General features: G+C 63.3%; 17 protein-coding genes and 1 tRNA gene. 6 read left to right on the forward strand and 12 right to left on the reverse strand.

Going from position 1 to position 21,900, the window contains the following annotated elements:
• The first annotated feature begins 83 nt into the window (after positions 1-83).
• Genes PF049_08400 through PF049_08415 form a run of 4 tightly spaced genes read left to right on the forward strand, consistent with a single transcriptional unit; the run spans position 84 to position 7,137 of the window.
• On the forward strand, positions 84-1,328 hold the full coding sequence (locus tag PF049_08400; GenBank protein WBY15628.1) for a putative DNA modification/repair radical SAM protein: 1,245 nt from the start codon (positions 84-86) through the stop codon (positions 1,326-1,328).
• Positions 1,325-2,770, forward strand: a complete 1,446-nt coding sequence (locus tag PF049_08405; GenBank protein ID WBY15629.1) for a UdgX family uracil-DNA binding protein — start codon at positions 1,325-1,327, stop codon at positions 2,768-2,770. The genes PF049_08400 and PF049_08405 overlap by 4 nt, the downstream gene beginning before the upstream one ends.
• Before the next feature lie 9 nt (positions 2,771-2,779).
• On the forward strand, positions 2,780-6,397 hold the full coding sequence (locus PF049_08410; GenBank protein ID WBY15630.1) for an error-prone DNA polymerase: 3,618 nt from the start codon (positions 2,780-2,782) through the stop codon (positions 6,395-6,397).
• Entirely contained in the window at positions 6,394-7,137 is a 744-nt protein-coding gene (locus PF049_08415; protein WBY15631.1) for an extensin family protein, read from the forward strand. Before PF049_08410 ends, PF049_08415 begins: the two co-directional genes overlap by 4 nt.
• Here PF049_08415 and phoB read toward each other — a convergent pair.
• The 8 genes from phoB to recJ all read right to left on the reverse strand — a co-directional run bounded on the left by phoB (position 7,134) and on the right by recJ (position 15,442).
• Positions 7,134-7,823 (reverse strand): phosphate regulon transcriptional regulator PhoB, encoded by a 690-nt coding sequence (phoB, locus tag PF049_08420; GenBank protein WBY15632.1) that lies wholly within the window; start codon positions 7,821-7,823, stop codon positions 7,134-7,136. The genes PF049_08415 and phoB overlap by 4 nt on opposite strands.
• 47 nt (positions 7,824-7,870) lie before the next feature.
• Positions 7,871-8,536: a phosphate signaling complex protein PhoU gene (gene phoU / locus PF049_08425; protein WBY15633.1), complete on the reverse strand. Its 666-nt coding sequence runs from the start codon at positions 8,534-8,536 to the stop codon at positions 7,871-7,873.
• Positions 8,536-9,282, reverse strand: a complete 747-nt coding sequence (gene pstB / locus PF049_08430; GenBank protein ID WBY17886.1) for a phosphate ABC transporter ATP-binding protein PstB — start codon at positions 9,280-9,282, stop codon at positions 8,536-8,538. The genes phoU and pstB overlap by 1 nt, the downstream gene beginning before the upstream one ends.
• 38 nt (positions 9,283-9,320) lie before the next feature.
• Positions 9,321-10,589, reverse strand: coding sequence for a phosphate ABC transporter permease PstA (gene pstA, locus PF049_08435; protein ID WBY15634.1), 1,269 nt, complete (start codon positions 10,587-10,589; stop codon positions 9,321-9,323).
• Positions 10,582-11,967 (reverse strand): phosphate ABC transporter permease subunit PstC, encoded by a 1,386-nt coding sequence (gene pstC / locus PF049_08440; protein WBY15635.1) that lies wholly within the window; start codon positions 11,965-11,967, stop codon positions 10,582-10,584. Before pstC ends, pstA begins: the two co-directional genes overlap by 8 nt.
• Before the next feature lie 124 nt (positions 11,968-12,091).
• Positions 12,092-13,333, reverse strand: a complete 1,242-nt coding sequence (locus tag PF049_08445) for an ATP-binding protein (protein WBY15636.1) — start codon at positions 13,331-13,333, stop codon at positions 12,092-12,094.
• Between the two features lie 133 nt (positions 13,334-13,466).
• Positions 13,467-13,541 (reverse strand) — tRNA-Glu (locus PF049_08450).
• A 113-nt stretch (positions 13,542-13,654) separates the two neighbouring features.
• On the reverse strand, positions 13,655-15,442 hold the full coding sequence (gene recJ, locus PF049_08455; protein ID WBY15637.1) for a single-stranded-DNA-specific exonuclease RecJ: 1,788 nt from the start codon (positions 15,440-15,442) through the stop codon (positions 13,655-13,657).
• Between the two features lie 84 nt (positions 15,443-15,526).
• Between recJ and PF049_08460 the strand changes: the two genes are divergently transcribed.
• Positions 15,527-16,015: a flavodoxin family protein gene (locus PF049_08460; GenBank protein WBY15638.1), complete on the forward strand. Its 489-nt coding sequence runs from the start codon at positions 15,527-15,529 to the stop codon at positions 16,013-16,015.
• Positions 16,016-16,084: 69 nt separating this feature from the next.
• Positions 16,085-16,864, forward strand: coding sequence for a hypothetical protein (locus tag PF049_08465; GenBank protein WBY15639.1), 780 nt, complete (start codon positions 16,085-16,087; stop codon positions 16,862-16,864).
• 12 nt (positions 16,865-16,876) lie between these two features.
• Here the strand turns inward: PF049_08465 and PF049_08470 are convergent, their stop codons facing one another.
• The 4 genes from PF049_08470 to PF049_08485 form a co-directional block, all read right to left on the reverse strand.
• On the reverse strand, positions 16,877-17,848 hold the full coding sequence (locus PF049_08470; GenBank protein WBY15640.1) for a nitronate monooxygenase family protein: 972 nt from the start codon (positions 17,846-17,848) through the stop codon (positions 16,877-16,879).
• Between the two features lie 141 nt (positions 17,849-17,989).
• Positions 17,990-19,039 (reverse strand): amidohydrolase family protein, encoded by a 1,050-nt coding sequence (locus PF049_08475; protein WBY15641.1) that lies wholly within the window; start codon positions 19,037-19,039, stop codon positions 17,990-17,992.
• A gap of 254 nt (positions 19,040-19,293) precedes the next feature.
• The gene (leuA, locus tag PF049_08480; GenBank protein WBY15642.1) at positions 19,294-20,973 is read right to left on the reverse strand and encodes a 2-isopropylmalate synthase; all 1,680 of its coding nucleotides are present in this window, start codon (positions 20,971-20,973) and stop codon (positions 19,294-19,296) included.
• 231 nt (positions 20,974-21,204) lie between these two features.
• The gene (locus PF049_08485) at positions 21,205-21,858 is read right to left on the reverse strand and encodes a YceI family protein (protein WBY15643.1); all 654 of its coding nucleotides are present in this window, start codon (positions 21,856-21,858) and stop codon (positions 21,205-21,207) included.
• Between the last annotated feature and the right edge of the window lie 42 nt (positions 21,859-21,900).

Here is a 21,900-nt window from a genome sequence, read left to right on the forward strand (position 1 = left end):
TGTTCCCGAAAGTTTCCAAGGGGATATCTTTTATCAAAAGGAAAGGGCTGGAAGGAAGGCTCGCCAGAACATATATGGAACACATGGCTGTTCTGCCCATCCTCGACCGACTCGAAATCCTGGCCGACGCGGCGAAGTACGATGCGTCATGCGCGTCGTCCGGCACGGCGAAGAAGAACAGTATCGAGGGCAAGGGTATCGGCTCTACGGAAGGTATGGGCATCTGCCATGCTTATGCGCCCGACGGGCGGTGTATCAGCCTGCTCAAGGTGCTGCTGACCAATCACTGCATCTTCGATTGCCATTACTGCATCAATCGCAAGAGCTCGAACGTGCGCCGCGCGCGTTTCACACCGCAGGAGGTCGCCGACCTCACGCTGAGCTTCTACCGCCGCAACTATATAGAAGGGCTGTTCCTTTCCTCCGGCATCGTGAAAAGTTCGAACCACACGATGGAGCAATTGGTGGAAACCGCGCGTATCCTGCGGGAAGAACACGATTTTCGCGGTTACATCCACCTCAAGACCATCCCCGAAGCGGATCCGGAACTGGTCCATCAGGCGGGGCTTTATGCCGACCGCGTTTCCATCAATGTCGAATTGCCCACCGATAGCGGACTGACCCGGCTCGCACCGGACAAGGACGCGCGCCAGATCGAGGGGGCGATGGGCGGCATGAAGTCTTCGATCGTCGAGGCGAAGGATGCGAGGAAACGCTTCAAGCATGCGCCGCGCTTTGCACCTGCCGGCCAGTCGACCCAGATGATCGTCGGCGCGGACACGGCAAGCGATGCGGATATCGTGGGCAAGGCCAGCCGGCTGTACGACAATTTCCGCCTGCGCCGGGTGTATTACAGCGCCTTCAGCCCGATCCCCGATGCCAGTGCCGTCCTGCCGTTGAAGCGGCCGCCGCTGATCCGCGAGCACCGGCTCTACCAGTCCGACTGGTTGATGCGGTTCTACCAGTACAAGCCGGGCGAAATCATGCAGGCGACGGAAGCCGACGGGAACCTGCCGCTCGACATCGATCCCAAGCTGGCCTGGGCGCTGAAATTCCGTGATTGGTTCCCGGTCGATGTGAACCGCGCGACGAAAGAGCAATTGCTGCGCGTGCCGGGGCTGGGTGTGAAGGGCGTGCACCGCATTCTGGCGGCACGACGTCATCGTACCCTTCGGCTCGACGATGTGGCGAAGCTGTGCGTCTCGCTCGGCAAGGTGCGACCGTTCATCGTGACCTGCGACTGGCGCCCGACCACTCTGACGGACCGCGCGGACCTGCGCCGTCTCCTCGCCCCGCGTGAGGAGCAGCTGGAGCTGTTCGCGGCATGACGGCGCTCCAGCACGTGAAGCTCGGCACCTATTACGTGGTGCATCTTCCCCGGCCCGACGACTTCGATTTCTGGCGGGAAAAGGCGCGGGCCCTTGTCCAGTGCGATGTGCCGCCCGACCGGGTTGCATGGGTCGAGCCTGGCGGTTCGGGCGATCTCTTCGCTCATGGGGATACCAGGCTGCCGACACCGCCTGCCGATGCGCCGCAGGTACGGGCGAGCAAGCGTTTCCAGCAATTGGCGAAGAACGCATCGCTTCATTCCGATCCCGACCGATTCGCGCTGCTCTACCGTTTGTTGTGGCGTCTCCAGACCAATCCGCGGATCATGGAGGACAAGGCCGACAGCGATGTCCGCAAGCTGGAAGAACTGGACAAGAACGTCCGGCGCGACAGCCACAAGATGCATGCCTTCGTCCGGTTCCGGCAGGTCGAGGATGAGGACGGCGCCGAACACTATGTCGCCTGGTTCGAGCCCGATCATCACATCGTGCGCGCCAATGCCGGCTTCTTCCGCCGCCGCTTTGCCAACATGAAATGGTCGATCCTGACGCCCAGGGGCACGCTGCACTGGGATGGCGATACGATGCGCGAAGGCCCGCCCGCCCGGCGCGAGGATGCGCCCAGCGGCGATCCGGTCGAGGAGCTGTGGCGCAAGTATTACGCATCCATCTTCAATCCGGCGCGTTTGAAGGTCGGGGCGATGCTGTCCGAAATGCCCATGAAATACTGGAAGAACCTGCCCGAGGCTTCGCTCATTCCCGAGCTGATTGCCGGGGCGCAGACACGCGAGGCGCAGATGGTCGATGCAGGGGCGTCGAAATTCGCAGAGGAGTTCGAGGAGAAGCCAAGCACGCTCGAGGCGATCGACAAGGCGATCCATGCCTGCCGCAAATGCCCCATAGGCGCGCTCGAAAATACCGCCGTCATGGGGGAAGGACCGCAAGACGCCGCTCTCATGATCGTGGGGGAGCAGCCGGGCGATCAGGAGGACATGGCCGGGCGGCCCTTTGTCGGCCCCGCAGGACAATTGCTGGACCAGCATCTGGAGAAGGCGGGTATCAGGCGCAGTGCGGCCTATGTCACCAATGCGGTAAAGCACTTCAAATATGTCCAGCGCGGGAAGCGGCGAATCCACCAGAGCCCGGGGGCGAAGGAGATCGATACCTGTCGCTGGTGGAACGAGGCAGAGCGCGCGATCGTGCAGCCGAAACTGGTGCTGGCGATGGGCGCGAGTGCAGCGCGCGGAATGCTTGGCAAGACCGTCAGTATTTCCAGGGCCCGGGGCGAGCCCATTGCAATGGAAGACGGCAGCGAATTGTGGATCACGGCGCACCCGTCCTACCTGCTCCGTCTCGACGGGGCAGCGCGCGAGGAACAGGCGCGCCTGTTCGATGCCGACCTTGCCGCCGTGAAGGAACGGTTGGACGAACTTGCAGGCTGATCGAATGCCATGCCGGACCAGCCTCTCACCCCCGACAAACGCACTCTGGAGATCGATCCGGACCTGATCGACGCGCCACCGCGCGCATCCTTTGTCGAACTGGGGCTTGTTACCTGCTTCAGTTTCCTGCGCGGGGCATCGGACGCCGTCGATCTGGCCATGCGCGCACGGTCGGCGGGATATGATGCGATAGGGATTGCCGACGTCAATTCCATGGCCGGCGTCGTTCGCCTTCATACAGAAGCGAAAACGCTGAAGTTGCAACCGGTTATCGGATGCAGGATCGAAACGGTCGAAGGTCTCGGTTTCTTGGCCTACCCGACCGATCGCACAGCCTATGGACGGCTGTGCCAGTTGATCAGCGCCGGCCGCATGCGCACGCTCGATGGTGGATGGCAGGAAAAGGGTGAGTGCGCGATCAGCCTGTCGATGCTGGCCCGGCATGCCGAGGGCGTGCAACTCATCCTCCTGCCGCCGCGCAATCTCGATGCCGAACTGGCCATCGAAGTGCCGAGCAACGTGGTCGATTTTCCGCAGCCATCAGGTGGAAGCCCCGCGCCGGACACCGCCTCCGCCCGACGAGAGGGGCGTGTTCTCTCCGGTCCATTGCCGGACCTGCTTCCGCATCTGGCCAGCCTGTTGCCGACGCTGCGACATCTTGCCGCCAGCCACCTTCACCTTGGCGACGATGTTGCGCGGATCGACCGGCTCGATGCCCTGGCGAGGGCTCATGGGCTCGGCCTGCTGGCGACCAACGACGTTCATTACGCAACCGCGGACAGGCGTCCGTTACAGGATGTCATGACCGCGATCCGCCACAAGACGACCGTGGCGCAGGCAGGGCACCGTTTGCACGGAAACGGGGAGCGGTATCTCAAATCGCCGCAAGTGATGGAAAAGCTGTTCGAACGCTGGCCCCATGCCATCAGGGCGGCGCGCGATGTGGCGGATGCTTGCAGCTTCAGCCTCGACGAACTGCGATACGAATATCCGGAGGAAATCTATCCCGGCGGGATGGAGCCCCAGAATTATCTCGAACAGGCTACGTGGGACGGTGCAAAATGGCGCTATCCCAATGGTTTGCCGGAAACTGTTCGTGAAACTCTGCACAAGGAACTGGCGCTGATCGGCAAGATGGATCTTGCCCGCTACTTCCTGACGATCAAGGACATCGTCGACTTCGCGCGCGAGAAGGTCGATCCGCCGATCCTGTGCCAGGGGCGGGGCAGCGCGGCCAATTCGGCCGTCTGTTTCTGTCTCGGCATTACGTCCGTCGATCCGGCGCATCACCAGCTCCTCTTCGACCGCTTCATCTCCGAAGACCGGAACGAGCCGCCCGATATCGATGTCGATTTCGAACACGAACGGCGCGAGGAGGTTATCCAGTACCTCTATCGCAAATATGGACGACACCGTGCCGGACTGGCGGCGACGGTGATCCATTATCGTCCGCGCTTGGCCATCCGCGAGGTAGGCAAGGCGATGGGGCTGTCGGAAGATGTCACCGGGGCGCTGGCCAAGACGGTCTGGGGCGGATGGGGCAAGGAAATCGGCGAGGGCCATGTCGCGGAAACCGGCATGGACGTGGAAGATCCGCACCTGAAGCGGGTTCTCGCGCTAACTCGCCAAATGATTGGAATGCCGCGACATCTTTCCCAGCACGTCGGTGGTTTCATCCTGACCGAAGGGGCGCTGACCAAGACCGTCCCGGTCGGCAATGGCGCCATGCCGGACCGCAGTTTCATCGAATGGGACAAGGACGATATCGAGGCGCTTGGCATATTGAAGGTCGACGTGCTCGCGCTGGGCATGCTGACCTGCATCAGGAAATGCCTCGATCTGCTTGAAAACCATCACGAAAGACCACTGGAACTGGCGAGCGTCCCGCGAGAGGATCCGGAAACCTACGCCATGCTGCGCAAGGGCGACTCCCTGGGCGTGTTCCAGGTGGAGAGCCGGGCACAGATGAACATGCTGCCCCGGCTGAGGCCGCGCGAATTCTACGACCTCGTCATCCAGGTGGCGATCGTGCGGCCGGGGCCGATCCAGGGCGACATGGTGCATCCCTATCTCAAGCGGCGGCGGGGCGCGGAGCAGGTACAGATCCCGGCGCCTTCGCCAGACCACGGCCCGCCGGACGAGCTTTCGAGCATTCTCGAACGTACGCTGGGCGTTCCCATTTTCCAGGAACAGGCGATGAAGATCGCTCTCGACGCGGCGCAATTTTCCTCGAAGGAAGCAAATCGGCTGCGCAAGGCCATGGCGACGTTCCGTAGCCGCGGGATGGTCGACGAATTGCAGGACATGATGGTCGAAAGGATGGTCCTGCGCGGCTACGACCGGGAGTTCGCCCAGCGCTGCTTCAACCAGATCAGGGGGTTCGGCGAATACGGCTTTCCGGAAAGCCATGCGGCCAGCTTTGCGCATCTGGTCTATGTCTCGAGCTGGCTGAAATGCCATTTCCCCGCGGCCTTCGCCTGCGCGCTGCTGAATTCGCAGCCCATGGGGTTCTACGCCCCGGCCCAGATCGTGCGCGACGCGGCGGAACACGGGGTCGAGATATTGCCGGCGGATGTGAACCGCAGCCAGTGGGACTGCACGCTGGAAACCGTCGCAAGAGCCGGGAGCGGACATGACGACCCGCCGGACAAGCGCGATACCGGCCGCCTCGACACCCATCTCGGCCTGAGGCTAGGTCTCCGGCAGATCGATGGCCTGCCCGAACATATTGCCGCCGGACTGGTGGCAGAACGCGTGGAAAACGGCGCCTATGCCGATGTTCGCAGCCTGCGGGACCGGACGGGGACCGGGCCCGGCCATATCGAACGGCTCGCCAGTGCCGATGCCTTCGGCTCTCTCGGACTGCCGCGCAGGCAGGCGCTGTGGGATGCGCGCAGCCTGGTTGCAGGGCCGGACCTGCCCCTGTTCCGTGCGGCAGAGGAGCGCGACGAGGGGGCGGAGAAGCGTATCACCCGCCTGCCGCAAATGCCTCTGAGCGAGGAGGTGGTGGCGGATTACCAGACCACGCGGCTCAGCCTGAAGGCGCACCCGATGGCGTTTCTGCGCGCGGGCCTCGCAGAACGCGGTTTCGTGCGCGCATGCGACCTGCGCGACCGCAAGTTTCGCTCCATGGTGCAGGTCGCGGGCGTGGTCCTGATCCGTCAGCGGCCGGGCAGCGCGAAGGGTGTGTGCTTCATCACGCTGGAAGACGAAACCGGCGTCATCAACCTGGTGGTCTGGCCCGATCTCAAGGAGAAGCAGCGCAAGGTTGTGATGGGCGCCCGCCTGATGGAAGTGCGGGGCCGCGTGGAGTATGACGACGAGGTGATCCATGTCATCGCCCACCACATGACCGATGCGACGCAAAGCCTTCACCAGCTGTCCGACGACATGCTGAACGCTCCGGTCGCCAGGGCGGATCACGTCAACTCGCCGCTTCCCGCGAAGTTCGGCCCGCGCGACAACCTGCGTGAAGGCAAGGACGATCCCCATGCCGGAACCGATGCAGAAAGGCCGCTGCCGGTGGAACCGTGGGAACCACCACCTGCAGGCAATCGTGAATGCGGTAATCATGGAGGGCATCCGCGAAACGTGCGGATCATTCCCAAGTCGAGGGATTTTCATTGAGCAGATTACAAGGGCCCTGGGGCATTTCCCGCAGGATCGGCGACTTCGCACTCGACCGGCGTTTCCTGTCGCTCCTGCTCGTGCTTGCCGTCGGCCTCGGAGCCAAGGCCTGGTTGCAGGACAATCCGCAGCACGATCCATGGGCCCCGCTGGACCTTCGCGACCCGCCGGGCTGGGCGACCGATACCAAATTGGCGACGCTGGCAGATGACCCTGCGCAGTGCCGGGCAGTGCTCGAGCGTAGCGAGGTCGCCTTTTCTGCGCTCGAGCCGGTGGGCGAGGGAGCCTGCCGAAGGGAAGACCGGACCTTGCTGGGCGAATATCCCTACGCCTCGCCGACGCCGCCGACGACGTGTCCCGTGGCAATCGCCATGCAATTATGGCTGGAGCGCGCAGTGCAGCCCGCAGCTCGCGCGGCGTTCGGTCGGGACGTGACCCGTATCGAGCACTTCGGGGCTTATAGCTGTCGCCGTCTTTATGGACGGGACGACGGACCATGGAGCGAGCATGCAACCGGGAATGCGGTCGATATTGCCGGGTTCGTCCTCGAGGACGGGACCCGGGTCTCCGTATTGCGGGACTGGGACGGAGAAGGCGAGCGCGCCGCTTTCCTGCGCGAAGTCCGCGATGCCGCGTGCACGGGTTTCAGCACCGTGCTTTCACCCGACTATAACGCCGCCCACCGCGACCACTTCCATTTCGATCGCGCACCGCGCCGGATTGGCGGGGTCTGCCGCTAGCGTGCCTGGAAAGCGTAGCCTGCCGAGCGTACGGTTCGCACCGGGTCATTAAGGCCATCCATTTCGATAGCCTTTCTCAGCCGGCGGATGTGAACGTCGACCGTGCGCAGTTCGATATCGCTGCCAGTGCCCCACACACCGTCCAGCAGCTGTCCTCGGCTAAATACGCGGTCCGGGCTTTCCATGAAGAATTTGAGCAGCCGGTACTCGGTCGGGCCGAGCTGCAATTCCTTGCCCGCACGCTCGACCTTGTGTGCGACAGGATCCAGCCTGATGTCGCCGACCTCGATCGCTTCCCCGGCAAGCGCAGGGCGGATGCGCCGCATCACGGCCGAGACGCGCGCCAAGAGCTCCCTCGGCGAAAACGGCTTTGTCAGGTAATCGTCCGCCCCGGTATCGAGACCGCGAATGCGGTCGTCCTCCGCCTCGCGCGCGGTCAGCATGATGATCGGCACATGCGCCGTCGATCTCTCGCGGCGCAGGCGACGGCAGACCTCGATGCCGCTCGTCCCTTCGATCATCCAGTCGAGTATGACGAGGTCCGGCACGTCTTCCTCGGCCAGCAGCAGCGCCTCGTCGCCGTCGGCAGTCGTGCGCACCCGGTAGCCTTCGCGAGTGAAGCGGAACTCCAGCAATTCCGACAGGGCCGGATCATCTTCGACGAGGAGGAGGCTGGCACTTGTCACGAGCGTGGGTTCCTGAGCTGATCGATCAAGGGCGGGGATCGGTGATTTCAGTCTTCGTCCGGCGGGTAATTCCCGGTTGCCGCGAAATGGACCATCTCGGCGACATTGGTGGCGTGATCGCCGATCCGCTCGATGTTCTTGGCCACGAACAGCAATTGCGCAGCGGTCGAGATCGTCTTCGGGTTCTCGACCATGTGGCTGACAAGATTGCGGAATATGCTGTCGTAGAATGCGTCGACCTTCTGGTCGGCAGCGATCACTTCCAGCGCGAGGTCGGGGTCGCGCGCGGCATAGGCTGTCAGGACATCGTGGACCATTTCGGCAGCCAGTTCGGCCATCGCGGGCAGCAATGTCAGTGGTTCGAACTTGCCGCGTTCCTCGATTTTGTCGATCCGCTTGGCAATGTTCTTCGCATAGTCGCCGATGCGTTCGACCACGCCGGCAATCTTGAGCGCGGCGATAACCTCGCGGAGGTCGTCCGCCAGCGGTGCACGCAAGGCGATGATGCGGACCGCGAGCTTGTCCACCTCCGTTTCGAGGGCATCAAGCTTCTTGTCCCGCGCGACCACGCCGTCGCCCAGTTCCTTGTCGCCGCGCACCATGGCGTCGATCGATTCGTGAACGGCCACTTCGGCCAGACCGCCCATTTCGGCGATCAGCCCACGCAGGCGCGTGATGTCCTCGTCGAATGCCTTGACTGTGTGATCCATCATCAGCCGTACCGTCCCGTAATGTAATCCTTGGTCCGTTCCTCGATCGGATTTGTGAAAATCGCTTCGGTCGGACCGTATTCGACCATCTTCCCGAGGTGGAAGAAGGCGGTGCGCTGAGATACACGGGCCGCCTGCTGCATGGAATGCGTGACGATGACGATGGCATAGCGCCCGGTCAGTTCGTCGATCAGTTCCTCGATCTTCGCCGTCGCGATGGGGTCGAGCGCGGAGCAGGGCTCGTCCATCAGGATGACCTCGGGATCGACGGCGATGGCACGTGCGATGCACAGGCGTTGCTGCTGACCGCCCGAAAGCGCCGTGCCGGATTCGTCCAGACGGTCCTTCACCTCGTTCCAGAGCCCGGCGCGGGAGAGCGATTTCTCGACGATGGCGTCCAGTTCGTCCTTGCTCTCGGCAAGGCCGTGGATTTTCGGGCCGTACGCGATATTGTCGTAGATAGACTTCGGGAACGGGTTGGGTTTCTGGAAAACCATGCCCACCCGTGCGCGCAATTGTACGACATCCATCGAAGACCGATAGATGTCTTCGCCCTCCAGTTCGATCACGCCATCGACCCGTGCGCTGGGGATGGTGTCGTTCATGCGGTTGAGCGAACGCAGGAAGGTCGACTTCCCGCAGCCCGACGGCCCGATGAAGGCGGTCACATATTGCGAAGGGATGTCGATCGTGACGCCGTCGATGGCCTGTTTGTCGCCGTAATAGACGTCGACGTCCCGGGCCCGCATCTTGGGATCGCTGGTTTCGGTATTTTCGTGTCTTACGGTCACCAGGTTTTCTCGAACTTGTTGCGCAGATAGATGGCGAGGCCATTCATCAGCAGCAGGAATATGAGCAGGACTATGATAGCAGCGCTGGTCCGTTCCACGAAACCGCGATCGATTTCGTCGGACCAGAGGAAGATCTGAACGGGCAGCACGGTCGCCGGCGTGGTGAACCCGTCAGGCGGGCTGGCGACGAAAGCGCGCATGCCGATCATCAGCAGCGGCGCGGTTTCGCCGAGCGCGCGTGCCATGCCGATGATCGTACCGGTCAGGATGCCGGGCAGGGCCAGCGGCAGGACGTGATGGAAGACGACCTGCACGGGCGATGCGCCGACGGCCAGGGCACCGTCGCGGATGGATGGCGGCACGGCCTTGATGGCGTTGCGCCCGGTAATGACGATCACCGGCATTGTCATGAGCGCGAGCGTCATGCCGCCGATCAGCGGAGCCGACCGCATGTTGGGGAATATGGTCAAGAAGACCGCGAGGCCGAGAAGACCGAAGATGATCGACGGCACCGCTGCGAGGTTGTTGATCGAGACCTCGATGATATCGGTCCAGCGGTTCTTGGACGCATATTCCTCGAGATAAAGCGCGGCCAGGACCCCGATCGGGAAGGCCAGGGCGAGGGTGACGATCATGGTCAGGATCGACCCCTTGAGTGCCGCCCAGATGCCCACCAGTTGCGGATCGGTTGCGTCCGAACGGCTGAGGAAACCGAGGTCCATTCGCTTGTCCAGCGATCCTTCCGCCTCCAGCCTGCTGGCAAGCGCCTGCAATTCCGGTGAGCCTTCTCCTTCGAGACCCTGCGCGAGATCGGCCGTCGCGGGGACCCACAGATCCTGCTCGCCCTTCGCAAGGTCGGGGTAGTCGACGATCCGCGCCGCGAGTTCACGCCAAGCCTCTCCGCTGATTTCGGCAGCACCGTCTTCGCCCAGCGCCTGCTCGCCGAAATATTCGATGATCTGTGGCAGGCCCTGCGTTTCGAGGGATTGAATACCGCCCTCTTCCAGGGTTGCCGGATCGACCGACAGGCCGGCCTCTGCAAAGTCGACCGGGACGCGAAGCTCCGCGCGCTGGAACCCGCCAATGCCGTTATACAGCATCGTGAACAGCAGCACGCACAGGACGGCGACCGAGAACAGAACGGCGCCCAATCCGATCAGGCGGAAGCGTTTTTCGGCTGCATAGCGCTTTTTCAGGCGCGCATCGAAAGCCGCTTGCCGATCGCTTGCAGGGTGGGGCGTGGAAGGAATGGCTGCGTCACTCATACGCTTCACGGAACCGTTTGACGACGCGCAGGGCAATGAAATTCAGCCCCAGCGTGACGAGGAAAAGGACGAACCCCAGGGCAAAGGCACTGAGAGTGGCGGGATGGTCGAAGCTTCCTTCGCCCGTCAGCATGGCGACGATCTGGACGGTCACCGTGGTCATCGCCTCCAGCGGGTTGCCGGACAGGTTGGCTGCGGTGGACGCCGCCATGACGACGATCATCGTCTCGCCGATAGCGCGGCTGATGGCCAGCATGATGCCGGCGACGATGCCGGGGAGGGCTGCGGGAATGAGGACCTTCTTGATGGTTTCGGACTGGGTCGCGCCCATCGCCAGGCTGCCGTCGCGCATCGCGCTGGGAACGGCGGCAATGCTGTCGTCAGCCATGGAGGATACGAAGGGGATGATCATCACCCCCATGACGAGGCCCGCGGCCAGCGCGCTTTCGCTGGAGGCGTTCTCGATCCCCGCAGCTTGCGCCAGATCGCGGATGAACGGGGCCACTGTCAGCGCAGCGAAGTAGCCGTACACCACCGTCGGAACGCCGGCGAGAACTTCGAGCGCCGGCTTGAGCCACGCACGCAGCCGCGGATCGGCATATTGTGTCAGGTAGATTGCGCTCATCAGCCCGAGGGGGATGGCCACGATCATCGCGATGATCGCACCGATGAAAATCGTGCCCCAGAAAAGCGGAATTGCGCCGTACCGGTCGCCCTGGTCGGCATCCGGGCTCGACATCGGGTCGGGGTTCCAGCTGGTTCCGAACAGGAAGTCGATCGGGCTGACGAATCCGAAAAAGCGTATCGTCTCGAACACCAGGCTGGCGAGGATGCCGAACGTCGTCAGGATCGCGACGAGCGAGGCGATCAGGAGAACGGCCATGACGGCTCGTTCCACCCGCGTGCGTGCCGTGAAGTTCGGATTGATCCGCGTATAGGACCATAGCGCCGTTATGACGGCGATGCACAGCGACAGGACCAGCCCGATGATGGTGTATCGCTGGATGGCGCTGCGGAACGGTTCGACCAGCGCCTGTGCGCGGCTATCGAATACCGCGGCCTGGGCTCCCGTTGCGACCGCTCGGGCTTCTGCCATCAGCGTGTCGCGCACGAACCCGAATTCCGGCAGAACCGCCGCCGCGTCGCTCGCCAGCACGGATTGGGTGACCAGCATCGGCATCAGGGCGATCCACAATGCGGCAAAGGCAAGCAGGGGAACGCCGACCCAGAGGGCCACGTACCAGCCATGATAATTGGGCCGCGCCACCGGACGGTGGGTCGCGCTCACGCTCTGGAAAGCGGAGGCCTTCGCACGGCCTGCGAGCCAGCCGACCAGGCCGAGGCCCAGCGCGACAAAAAGGAGTAATGCAGGCGACATCAGAGCAAGGAGACCCCGTTATATCCGTTCGAAATTTCGCGCCCATAAGCAGGTGCGCGCGGGCATACAATGGCAAGGCCCGGAAGTGCGGCGCGTTTCCACGCCTCTCTGGGAACATTGTATTTCATGTTTGTGACAGGGTTGGCTGCTGTGTGTTTGCGACGACAGCTTCCCGATCCTCGAGCATCGGGATGCGGGCAATGACGTCGGTTCCCTTGCCCACGGTGCTTTCTATCTCGAGGCGGCCGCGATGCCGCTCCACGATATGCTTGACGATGGCGAGGCCAAGGCCGGTTCCGCCAGATGCGCGGCTCCGGCCGGGATCCGTGCGATAGAAACGGCGGGTGAGATGCGGGAGGTGTTCCGGTGCAATTCCGTCGCCCGTATCGCTGACAATGAGGCGAGCATTGCCGTGCGGACCCTTGTCCAGCTTCACCGTGACCGGACCATCCTTCGCACCGTATTTCAGGGCGTTGTCGACCATGTTGCGCACCAGTTGCTCGAGCTGCTGCGTATCTCCGGCGACCTTCAGACCCTTGTCGATCTCGAAGACAAGGCGTCCCCTGCGATCGACGCCCGCTGCATCACCTGCTGCCCGTTCGACGAGGGCGGAGTAATCCACGGGCCGCGCTGGCTGCTCGTGTTTCTCCGCCTCGATGCGGGACAGGGACATGAGGTCGTTGACCAGGTTCTGGAGGCGACGGGCCTCGCGCTGGATGGTGTCCAGGAACTTGGTCGCCGTGGGCATGTCGAGTTCGTCGGGAGCTTCCCGGAGAGTCTCGACATATCCTATGATCGAGGCGAGCGGGGTGCGCAGTTCATGGCTGGCATTGGCCACGAAATCGGTATGTGCGCGCCCTATGTCCGCTTCGCTTGTCCGGTTCAGCAATTCGATGACCGCGTAATCACTGTCGATCACATGGCGGCTGATTCGCCAGATATCCCGCCTGCGCTGAAGTCCCGTGACGATCGCCTCGCCATGTGTGGGCGAATCCATCAACGCGATGGCTTGCGGATGCCGCAGCGCGACCCGCGGGTCCTGGCCGAGGATATGATCGCCCAGAACGTGCCGCGCTGCCCGGTTCGCCACACCGATGCGCGATCCCTTGGTCAGGAGCAGCGGCGTGCCGGAATGCTCGATCATCGCCGACATGCTTTCGGCAATAGCTGTCGCCGAAGCGTTCTCCGATGCGCTTTCCATCGTCAGCTGGTTTTCCGGGGGACGGGTAAGGAACCAGACGGTTCCGGCCCATATCAGGAAGAGAAGCACGGCGAGGGGCATCGGCAAGCCCGCGAACCCCATGGCGGCGGACGTCACTGCGGCGAGGACCATTGCTGGCCAGAAAAAGATTTCCGAGGCAGGCACGATGAAGGCGTTAGCTCTCGAGGGGCGACTGCGCCAGCGCTACCATGTCAATTGAACACAAATGACGGATGGGTGAAGGTCGCATCAACGACCGGAGTGCGCATCACCAAGGAGGGGGAAATGCGCCTCCGGGTGGTGACCCCTACGGGAATCGAACCCGTGTTTCAGCCGTGAAAGGGCCGCGTCCTAACCGCTAGACGAAGGGGCCATGCCGGGTTGGCCCCGGAGGCGAGAGGCGCACTTAGGGGCGGTCCGGGAGTCGGTCAACCCTCATTTCGCGAAGAATGGTCCGATAAGCGAATATCTGTCGAAAATTCTTTCTCAATCGGCCCAGGCTGCATCTTCGAGGTGCAGTTCCGCGCGCGGTGTCGGCCCCCAGTCATCGATTTTCGCCCGACCTGCGAGCCAGAGCCGGCGACCTTTCGCACCAAGGAGCAATGCCTGTCCCCATTCGGTCTCTGCCGATCTGAAGGCGATGGCTTTGAGGGACCCTCCGTCACCGCTGCCGGCAATCAGCCGCAGATGATCGGCGCCGACGACATCGGCCTTTACGAGGTGGACCGGCCCGACCGCGATGCGGGGGCCCGGCCAGCCAACGCCGTATGGCCCGGCTCCGTCCAGTGTCTCGACCAGTTCGGGGGTCAGGCCGCGCGGTGCCAGCGAAAGGTCCAGCATCATTTCCCGCTCTGCATTCGCGCGCGAGACGTCGCGTGCCAGCCGTGCATCCAGCCAGTCCGCGAATTCCTCGAGCCGGGAGGCGGAAACCGTCAGCCCCGCCGCCATGGCGTGGCCGCCGCCTGCCTCCAGCAAGCCCTGTTCACGCGCGGCGATAATTGCCGCTCCGAGGTCGACGCCCGGAATGGAGCGGCCCGATCCCTTGCCGTTTTCGCCGTCCAGCGCGATGACGAGCGACGGCTTGCCGGTCTTTTCCTTGATCCGGCCGGCGACGATACCAATGACACCCGGATGCCAGCCGGTGCCGAAGACGACCTGGACTGCGCGGTTGTGCTGGCTTGCCACCTGCTGCTCTGCCGCTTCCTGCACCTCTGCCTCGATCGCTCGGCGATCTTCGTTGAGGGCCGATAACTGCTCGGCGATCTGCCGCGCCTCGTCCGGGTCTTCCGTGGTCAGCAGCCGGACACCGAGGGTCGATTCGCCGACGCGTCCCCCCGCATTGATTCGCGGTCCCAGCGCAAAGCCGAGATCGCTGCATTGCGGGGCGCGTTTCAGTCTGCTGGCATCGATCAGCGCAGACATGCCGGTATTGTCGCGCTTCGCCATCACCTTGAGGCCCTGGGCGACGAAGGCGCGGTTCAACCCATGCAACGCCGCGACATCCGCCACCGTGCCGAGCGCAACCAGATCGAGCAGGGCACGCAGGTCCGGTTCCTTCCGGCTTTCGAAATATCCGCGTTCGCGCAGGGTCCTGACCACAGCAATGGCGAGGAGAAAAGCAACGCCGACTGCGGCAAGATGACCGTGCGAGGCAGCAAGGTCGTTTTCGTCGAGGCGGTTCGGATTGACCAGAGCGACGGCCTTGGGAAGTTCGGCCGCGCATTTGTGATGATCGACCACGATCACGTCGATCCCTGCGTCTCGCGCCTGCTGCAGTGCGTCGAACGCCATCGCGCCGCAATCGACGGTTACGATCAGGCTGGAGCCACTCTCGCCCAGCTTGACCAAGGCCTCTCCGCTCGGCCCGTACCCTTCGAGCAGGCGGTCAGGGATGTAATACTGCGCCTCTGCATCCAGCATCCGCATCAGCCTGATCAGGAGGGCCGCGCTGGTGGCGCCGTCGACATCGTAGTCGCCATAGACGGTAACCGTCTCGCCGGAGATGATCGCCTGCGCGACGCGTTCCGCTGCCGTGTCCATGTCCCGGAATTGCGAGGGATCGGGCAGGAAGGCGCGCAGGGTGGGCTGGCGATGCCGCTCTATATCCGAGCGGTCGACCCCGCGGGCCAGCAGCAGCTGGGTCGTGATGTCGTCCTGCAGGGTGCCGGGTGCGCCGCCGCCCATCATGTCCATGTTACCGCCGCGCCAGCGCCACCGCCGCCCCGCCAGGGACCGCTCGACACCGCAGACAGCCGAAATTGCACTTGAAGCCATGCTCCCCTCTTAACCTAAATAGGCGGTGCGCGAAATGCGCGGGCGATTGACTTTAGACAGTCTGGCGCGGCACTCCTCGCGGCAATGGAAACGAGCAGGACCTTGCTGATTGCCTGGCACAGCCGGACAGGTACTGCCCGCGCGATGGCGGCCGCGGCGGCAGAGGGTGCGGGGGACATGGCGGTCCTCATGTCCGCTCCCCAAATCGAGCCGGAGCATTTCATGGCGAGCGGGTCCTACCTGTTCGTCTGCCCGGAGAACCTTGCGACGATGTCGGGCATGATGAAGGAGATGTTCGACCGGTGCTACTACCCCGTCCTGGGGCGGAACGAAGGCCGGCCGTTTGCAACCGCCATTGCCGCCGGTTCGGATGGTGAGGGCGCCCAGCGGCAGATCGACCGGATTGCGAAGGGGTGGCGGTTGAAGCGCGTCGCGGAGCCCCTGATCGTGAATACATCTGCACAGACACCTGACGAGATTCTGGCCGAGAAAACCGTGGCCTGCGAAGAATTGCGCAAATGCCGCGAACTTGGCGAGGCGCTCGCCGAAGGATTACGGCAGGGGATCTTCTGAAAAATGCGTCCGAACCGGATACAGTTTCGCGCCGAGGACTCGACCAATTCCTTGAGACAAGGCAATGATTTGTCGTTTGTACACGGAGACTTCGAAATCGCACACGGTGGAGGCGCCGCGGATCGCGGCACGGCCAATCCTGCTCTGAACCTGCTGTTTCCGGTTGGCCTGTGCCCGGGCCGGTCGGCCATCCTGCGCGCGATAGAGGCAGCCGAGGATCTGGGATTGGCGATCGACGAAGGTGATGGCGATACGCTTGAGCTCGTCTCGCGGGGCCTCTCTTTCGAAGTCACCGGCATTGCGCACAGCGCCGAGGAGAGTTGGCAGGACCAGTCGACCGGCAGTTTTTCGCTGGGCGGGATGGGCAAGCGCTACGAAACGATTGGCCTTGTCGCCGGACCGCATCTGGAAACCGGGGCGCGAACACCTGCCGTATTGAAGGGGCAGTGCAGGGCTGCCATCGCTCTCGGCCGCCAGTTCCCGGTTCTGGAGGGTTTCAGCTGGTCGACAGCCAGAAACACGGTCGTCCCCGCGCATTTCGCAGACCTGTTCGAACGATGGGACGCCGGCGAGGCTGTGCCGGCAGAATTGTTCGTGACGTTCCGCAAGGATCTCGACGAAGGGCTTTCCAGTGTCGGTCTGTCCCTTTTCACCGATCAGGAATTGCGGATCGAACCGGACGCAGCCGAGGCGATCCCCGATGCAGAACGCCTCGCCAAGCGGGTCGCGGGGCAGCTCATCGCCATGGGCCCGCTGTCAGATCCGCAGGATTTCTCAACCCCCGACGGGCGCAATTTGAGACTGGAGGCATCGCCAAACGGGCGTTTCGTCCGCGCATTCCTGCGATAGACGGGCGCCTCCTCAGCCGCCCGTAGCCTGCCCGAGCGCCTCTCGGGCGGCGTTGTATTCGGCTTCCAGCCGGTCGACCATGTCGGCAACCGTGCCGACATTCTTCACCGCGCCGACACCCTGGCCGGAGCCCCAGATGTCTTTCCAGGCCTTGGCCTTCGTATTGCCGCCGCTGCCGAAATTCATCTTGCTCGGATCGCTCGTCGGCAAATTATCGGGATCAAGCCCGGCCGCTTCGATGCTGGAGCGCAGGTAATTGCCGTGCACGCCGGTAAACAGGTTGGTGTAGACGATCCCTTCGCTGCTCCCATCGACGATGCCCTGCTTGTAGCCCTGGTCGGCATTGGCTTCCTCGGTCGCGATGAACGCGCTGCCGATATAGGCGAAGTCCGCCGAAAGCGCCTGCGCCGCAAGGATGGACCGGCCATGCGCGATGGAGCCGGACAGGGCGATCAGCCCGTCGAACCATTCGCGGATCTCCTGCATCAGGGCGAAGGGCGACAACGCGCCCGCATGGCCGCCTGCGCCAGCTGCCACGGGAATGAGGCCGGTTGCCCCTTTCTCGATCGCCTTGTGCGCAAAGCGGTTGTTGATCACGTCGTGCATTGTGATCCCGCCCCAGTTCTTCACCGCCTGGAAGATCTCTTCCCGCGCACCGAGCGAGGTGATGACCATCGGGACCTGCCATTTCTCGCACGTCTTCATGTCGGCTTCTACGCGGTCGTTGGACTTGTGGACGATCTGGTTGACCGCGAACGGCGCGGCGGGCCTGTCCGGATTTTTGCGGTTGTGCTTCGCCAGTTCTTCCGTGATCTGGTGCAGCCACTCGTCCAGCAGCGATTGCGGGCGGGCGTTCAGCGCGGGAAAGCTGCCGACAATGCCCGCCTTGCACTGCGCGATGACCAGTTCCGGTCCCGACACGATGAACAGGGGCGACCCGATGACGGGCAGGCGCATGCGGTCGAAAGGTGCGGGCAGGGACATCGTATTCTCTCCGGATCACTGTCGTCTGGATCAAGCGCATATGGCGCGGTTTCGCGCGAGTCGAGGGGGGCTTTTGTCCCGCTGGCCGGTAGCTGGCTGGCGGGGCAGTAAGCCGTAGCGTCACCGGCGATCAGCGCATGCCTACTGCACCGGCAGGACGTGCTCCATGTCGTAGAACCGGGCAGCCGTGCCATTGAACAGCGCTGCCTTTTCTTCGTCGCTTGCACCCGCTGCCAGCCGTTTGAAGGCGTTCCACAGCACCGGGTAGGTCGCGCCCCAGCAATCGACCGGGTAATTGCTTTCGAACATGGCGCGCTGCGGCCCGAATGCCTCGATGCAGGTTTCGATATAGGGGCGCCACATCGCGGCCAGAGTTTCGCTGTCCACGCCCGCGGCCGGCCCTTCGTCCGGCAGGCCGCAGAACGCCATTGCCAGTCCGCCCAACTTGACGTGGACGTTCTCGCATTCGGACAATTCGCGGATGGCGCTGCGCCACGTATCGAACCGGTCCCCTAGCTTTCCCTTGTACGACGCTATGCCCAGCGGCGTGCCGCAATGGTCGAGGCAGATGGGCTGGTCGGGAAAGGCGCGGGCGAGATCGATCACATCGCCCAGTTGCGGCTCGAGAACCCATGCATCGAAGGTCAGGCCCATCTTGCCGAGATGCGCGAACCCTTCCCGGAAACTGGCGCTGCGATAGAGGCCTTCCGGCGCGTGGAAGGGAGGGCCGAGGACTTCGGGATCGGCATCCCAGGCGCCCTGGTGACGGATGCCCTTGAACCGGCCGTTGCCGGCTGCAACCAGAGCCTCCAGAACCGGTGCGGCCCGGTCGCCGAGCATCATGTTGGCATGGCCGACAATGCCTGCACAGGCGCGGTAATCCCCGTAGAGACCGCTGGCCGATTGCGCTGCGACGCCGTTCACATATTCGACCTCGCCCACGACCTTCATGTCCTCGTCGCGGTCGAGGTCGTAGAACGCACCGCATTCCATGAAGACCGTGGCGACGACGTTGTGGCCGGTGTCGGTGTCGGCCTTCAGCGCGTCGAAATTGTAATACGGTTTCTGCGCGATGGCAGCGATGAAGGGGTGCTGAGGATCGGGGAAGGCCGGGACCATCGGGCGCAGGTCCCACAGATGGTGGTGCGGGTCGATAATCGGCAGGTCCGGGTCGAGTATCGTTTCTGTCATAGCCTCTCTCATTTCCCCCCTCTCGGTATGGCGGTACGCCCGGGGGCTTGTCAAAGGATCCGGGTGACAGGAGTGACACGTGTCATCCCTCTCCTTTTCGCCCGATTATCGTGCATCCCCAATGGCTTGCGGCCCGTTTTCAGGTTCAGTCCGAAAAGGGGCACGGCGCACGATTATTTCCTACAGGCGTATCGGGACAGAGACGCCCGAAGCAGTGTTAGCGCGAATGCCGCGTGTAGGAAAATGCAATTGCGCTAACCCTGGATCGCCGAATTGGCGGCGCTCAGCACGGCGCGAACGCTGGCGGTGGCGACGTCTTCGTCGATGCCCACGCCCCAGATCGTCCGGCCATCGGGCGTCCGGCATTCGAGATAGGCTGCCGCGCGGGCATCGCGGCCGGAACCGAGCGCGTGCTCCGTATAGTCGACAATCTCCAGTTCCAGGCCGAAGCTTTCTTCCAGGGTCGTCAGGACGCTGGAGATGAGACCGTTGCCGCGGCCGCTGACGGTCTGCTCCTGCCCCTCGACCGCGATCGTTCCGGCAAACAGGCGCGTCCCGTCCGCCGCGCGGTTTTCCTCGTAATCGACGAGCTGGAAATGCTTGGGATGGGTCTGCACGTGATAGGCCGCGCGGAAGGTCTGCCAGATGTCGTCAGCATTGAGTTCGCGGCCGAGCCTGTCGGCCATGTTCTGCACGAACGGGCTGAAATGCGCCTGCATCTTCTTGGGCAGTTTCAGGCCCTGGTCCTGTTCGAGGACCCAGGCAAAGCCGCCCTTGCCGGATTGCGAGTTGACACGGATGACGGCTTCGTAACTGCGGCCCAGATCGGCAGGGTCGATGGGCAAATAGGGCACGCGCCAGCGCTGGTCGTTCTGCGTTTCGTGGGCCGCGAACCCTTTCTTGATCGCGTCCTGGTGGCTGCCGGAAAAGGCGGTGTAGACCAGTTCGCCGCCATAGGGGTGGCGTTCGTGGACGGGCAGCTGGTTGCAGTATTCCACCGTCTCGATCACGCGGTCGATATCCGAGAAATCGAGCTGCGGATCGACGCCCTGCGTGTACATGTTCAGCGCCATCGTCACGAGGCAGCAATTGCCCGTCCGCTCTCCATTCCCGAACAGGCAGCCTTCCACCCGGTCCGCGCCTGCCATCAGGCCAAGCTCTGCCGCGGCCACGCCGGTTCCGCGGTCGTTATGGGTGTGGAGCGAGATGACCACGCTTTCGCGATTGGGAATGTTCCTTGCGAAATACTCGATCTGGTCGGCGTAGATATTGGGCGTCGCCGCCTCGACCGTGGCGGGCAGGTTGAAGATGATGGGATGATCCGGCGTCGGCGCGAGCACGTCCATCACCGACGAACACACCTCCAGGCTGAAGTCGATTTCCGCGGTCGAGAACGTCTCCGGGCTGTATTGGAAATGCCAATCGGTATCGGGACGCTTGCCTGCCTCGTCGCGCATCACCTTTGCTCCGGCGATGGCGATCTCACGCACCTGGTCCCGCGTCATGCCGAAGACGATTTCGCGCCATGCGGGGCTGACGGCGTTGTAGAGGTGGACGATGGCCGCGCGCGCGCCGGTCAGGCTTTCGAAACTTGTGCGGATCAGCTCCTCGCGGCTTTGCGTCAGCACCTGGACCAGCACATCGTCCGGTATGCGGCCGGATTTGACGAGGCCGGAGATGAAGTCGAACTCGGTCGCGCCTGCACTGGGGAAGCCGACCTCGATTTCCTTCACCCCGATTTCCACCAGCAGGTCGAAGAAACGGTTCTTCTTCACCGCATCCATCGGATCAATGATCGACTGGTTGCCGTCGCGCAGGTCGGTGCTCAGCCAGCGGGGCGGGGCGTCGATGGTCTGCGAAGGCCACTGACGATCGGGCAGATCGACCTGCGGGAAGGGACTGTATTTCGTGGAAGGCTGCTTGAGCATCGGCATGGCAGGTCCTGCATATTCGACTGGTGCGCTGTGAGGAAGGCGGTGCGTTCGTCCCTTGAGCGAGCGACGCAGCGCCCGTCAGGCACGCGTCAGTTCACGCCCAAGGGCGCGTAAGTCGTAGCAGGAGCGATGCGTGGCCGATCATGGCGGTACTTGTCGCGCGAAACGAAAGCGGGCGCAAGACACAACTGCCTTGCGCCCGCCGAAGCTCGGGTTTGCAGGTAAGGGGGGTCAATCCTGCTTCTCGAAGGCGGCGGAGATCGTCAGCTCCACATCGTCCGACACCATCGGGACGGCATAGGCGATGCCGTATTCGGAGCGTGTGATGGTCGCGCGGCCGGTGAAACCGATCGTCTCCGCCTCGCTCATCGGATTGGTCCCGGCGCCGGTAAATTCGACCAGTATGGCGAGCGGACGGGTCACGCCGTTCATGGTCAGGTCGCCGCTGGCGAGCGCGCTGGTATTGGTGACGCGGCGCACATCGGTTGCGACGAAGCGGGCCATTCCGGCATCGGGACCGAAGAAATCGGGCTCCGCACCGTCTTCGCCCGGACGCAGCATGTGATCGCGCAGGCCCTCGCTGACGACGGCGAGCGAATTGATCGGGACGCTGACGTCGAGCTGCGTCGCGGCGATATCGGCGGGATCGATGGTCAGTGTGCCTTCGGCATCACCGAACAGGCCGACATAGGGGTTGAAGCCGAAATGGCTGACTTCCCATTCGACCAGCGTGTGAGCGGGGTCGGTCGCATAGGTCCCGGCCGTCACGCGGCTGAGGTCCACCTGTCCCGGCATTTCGGCAGGCGCGTCCTGCGCATTCAGGGAAACGCCTGCGCCAAGGGCGAGGGCGGACGTTGCAGCAAGGGCGGTAAGCAGTTTTTTCATGGGAACCTCCGGTTTATGGCGGAACAACGCGTCCGCCGCACC

It is taken from the genome of Erythrobacteraceae bacterium WH01K, from assembly GCA_027941995.1.
Lineage (GTDB): Bacteria > Pseudomonadota > Alphaproteobacteria > Sphingomonadales > Sphingomonadaceae > CAJXSN01.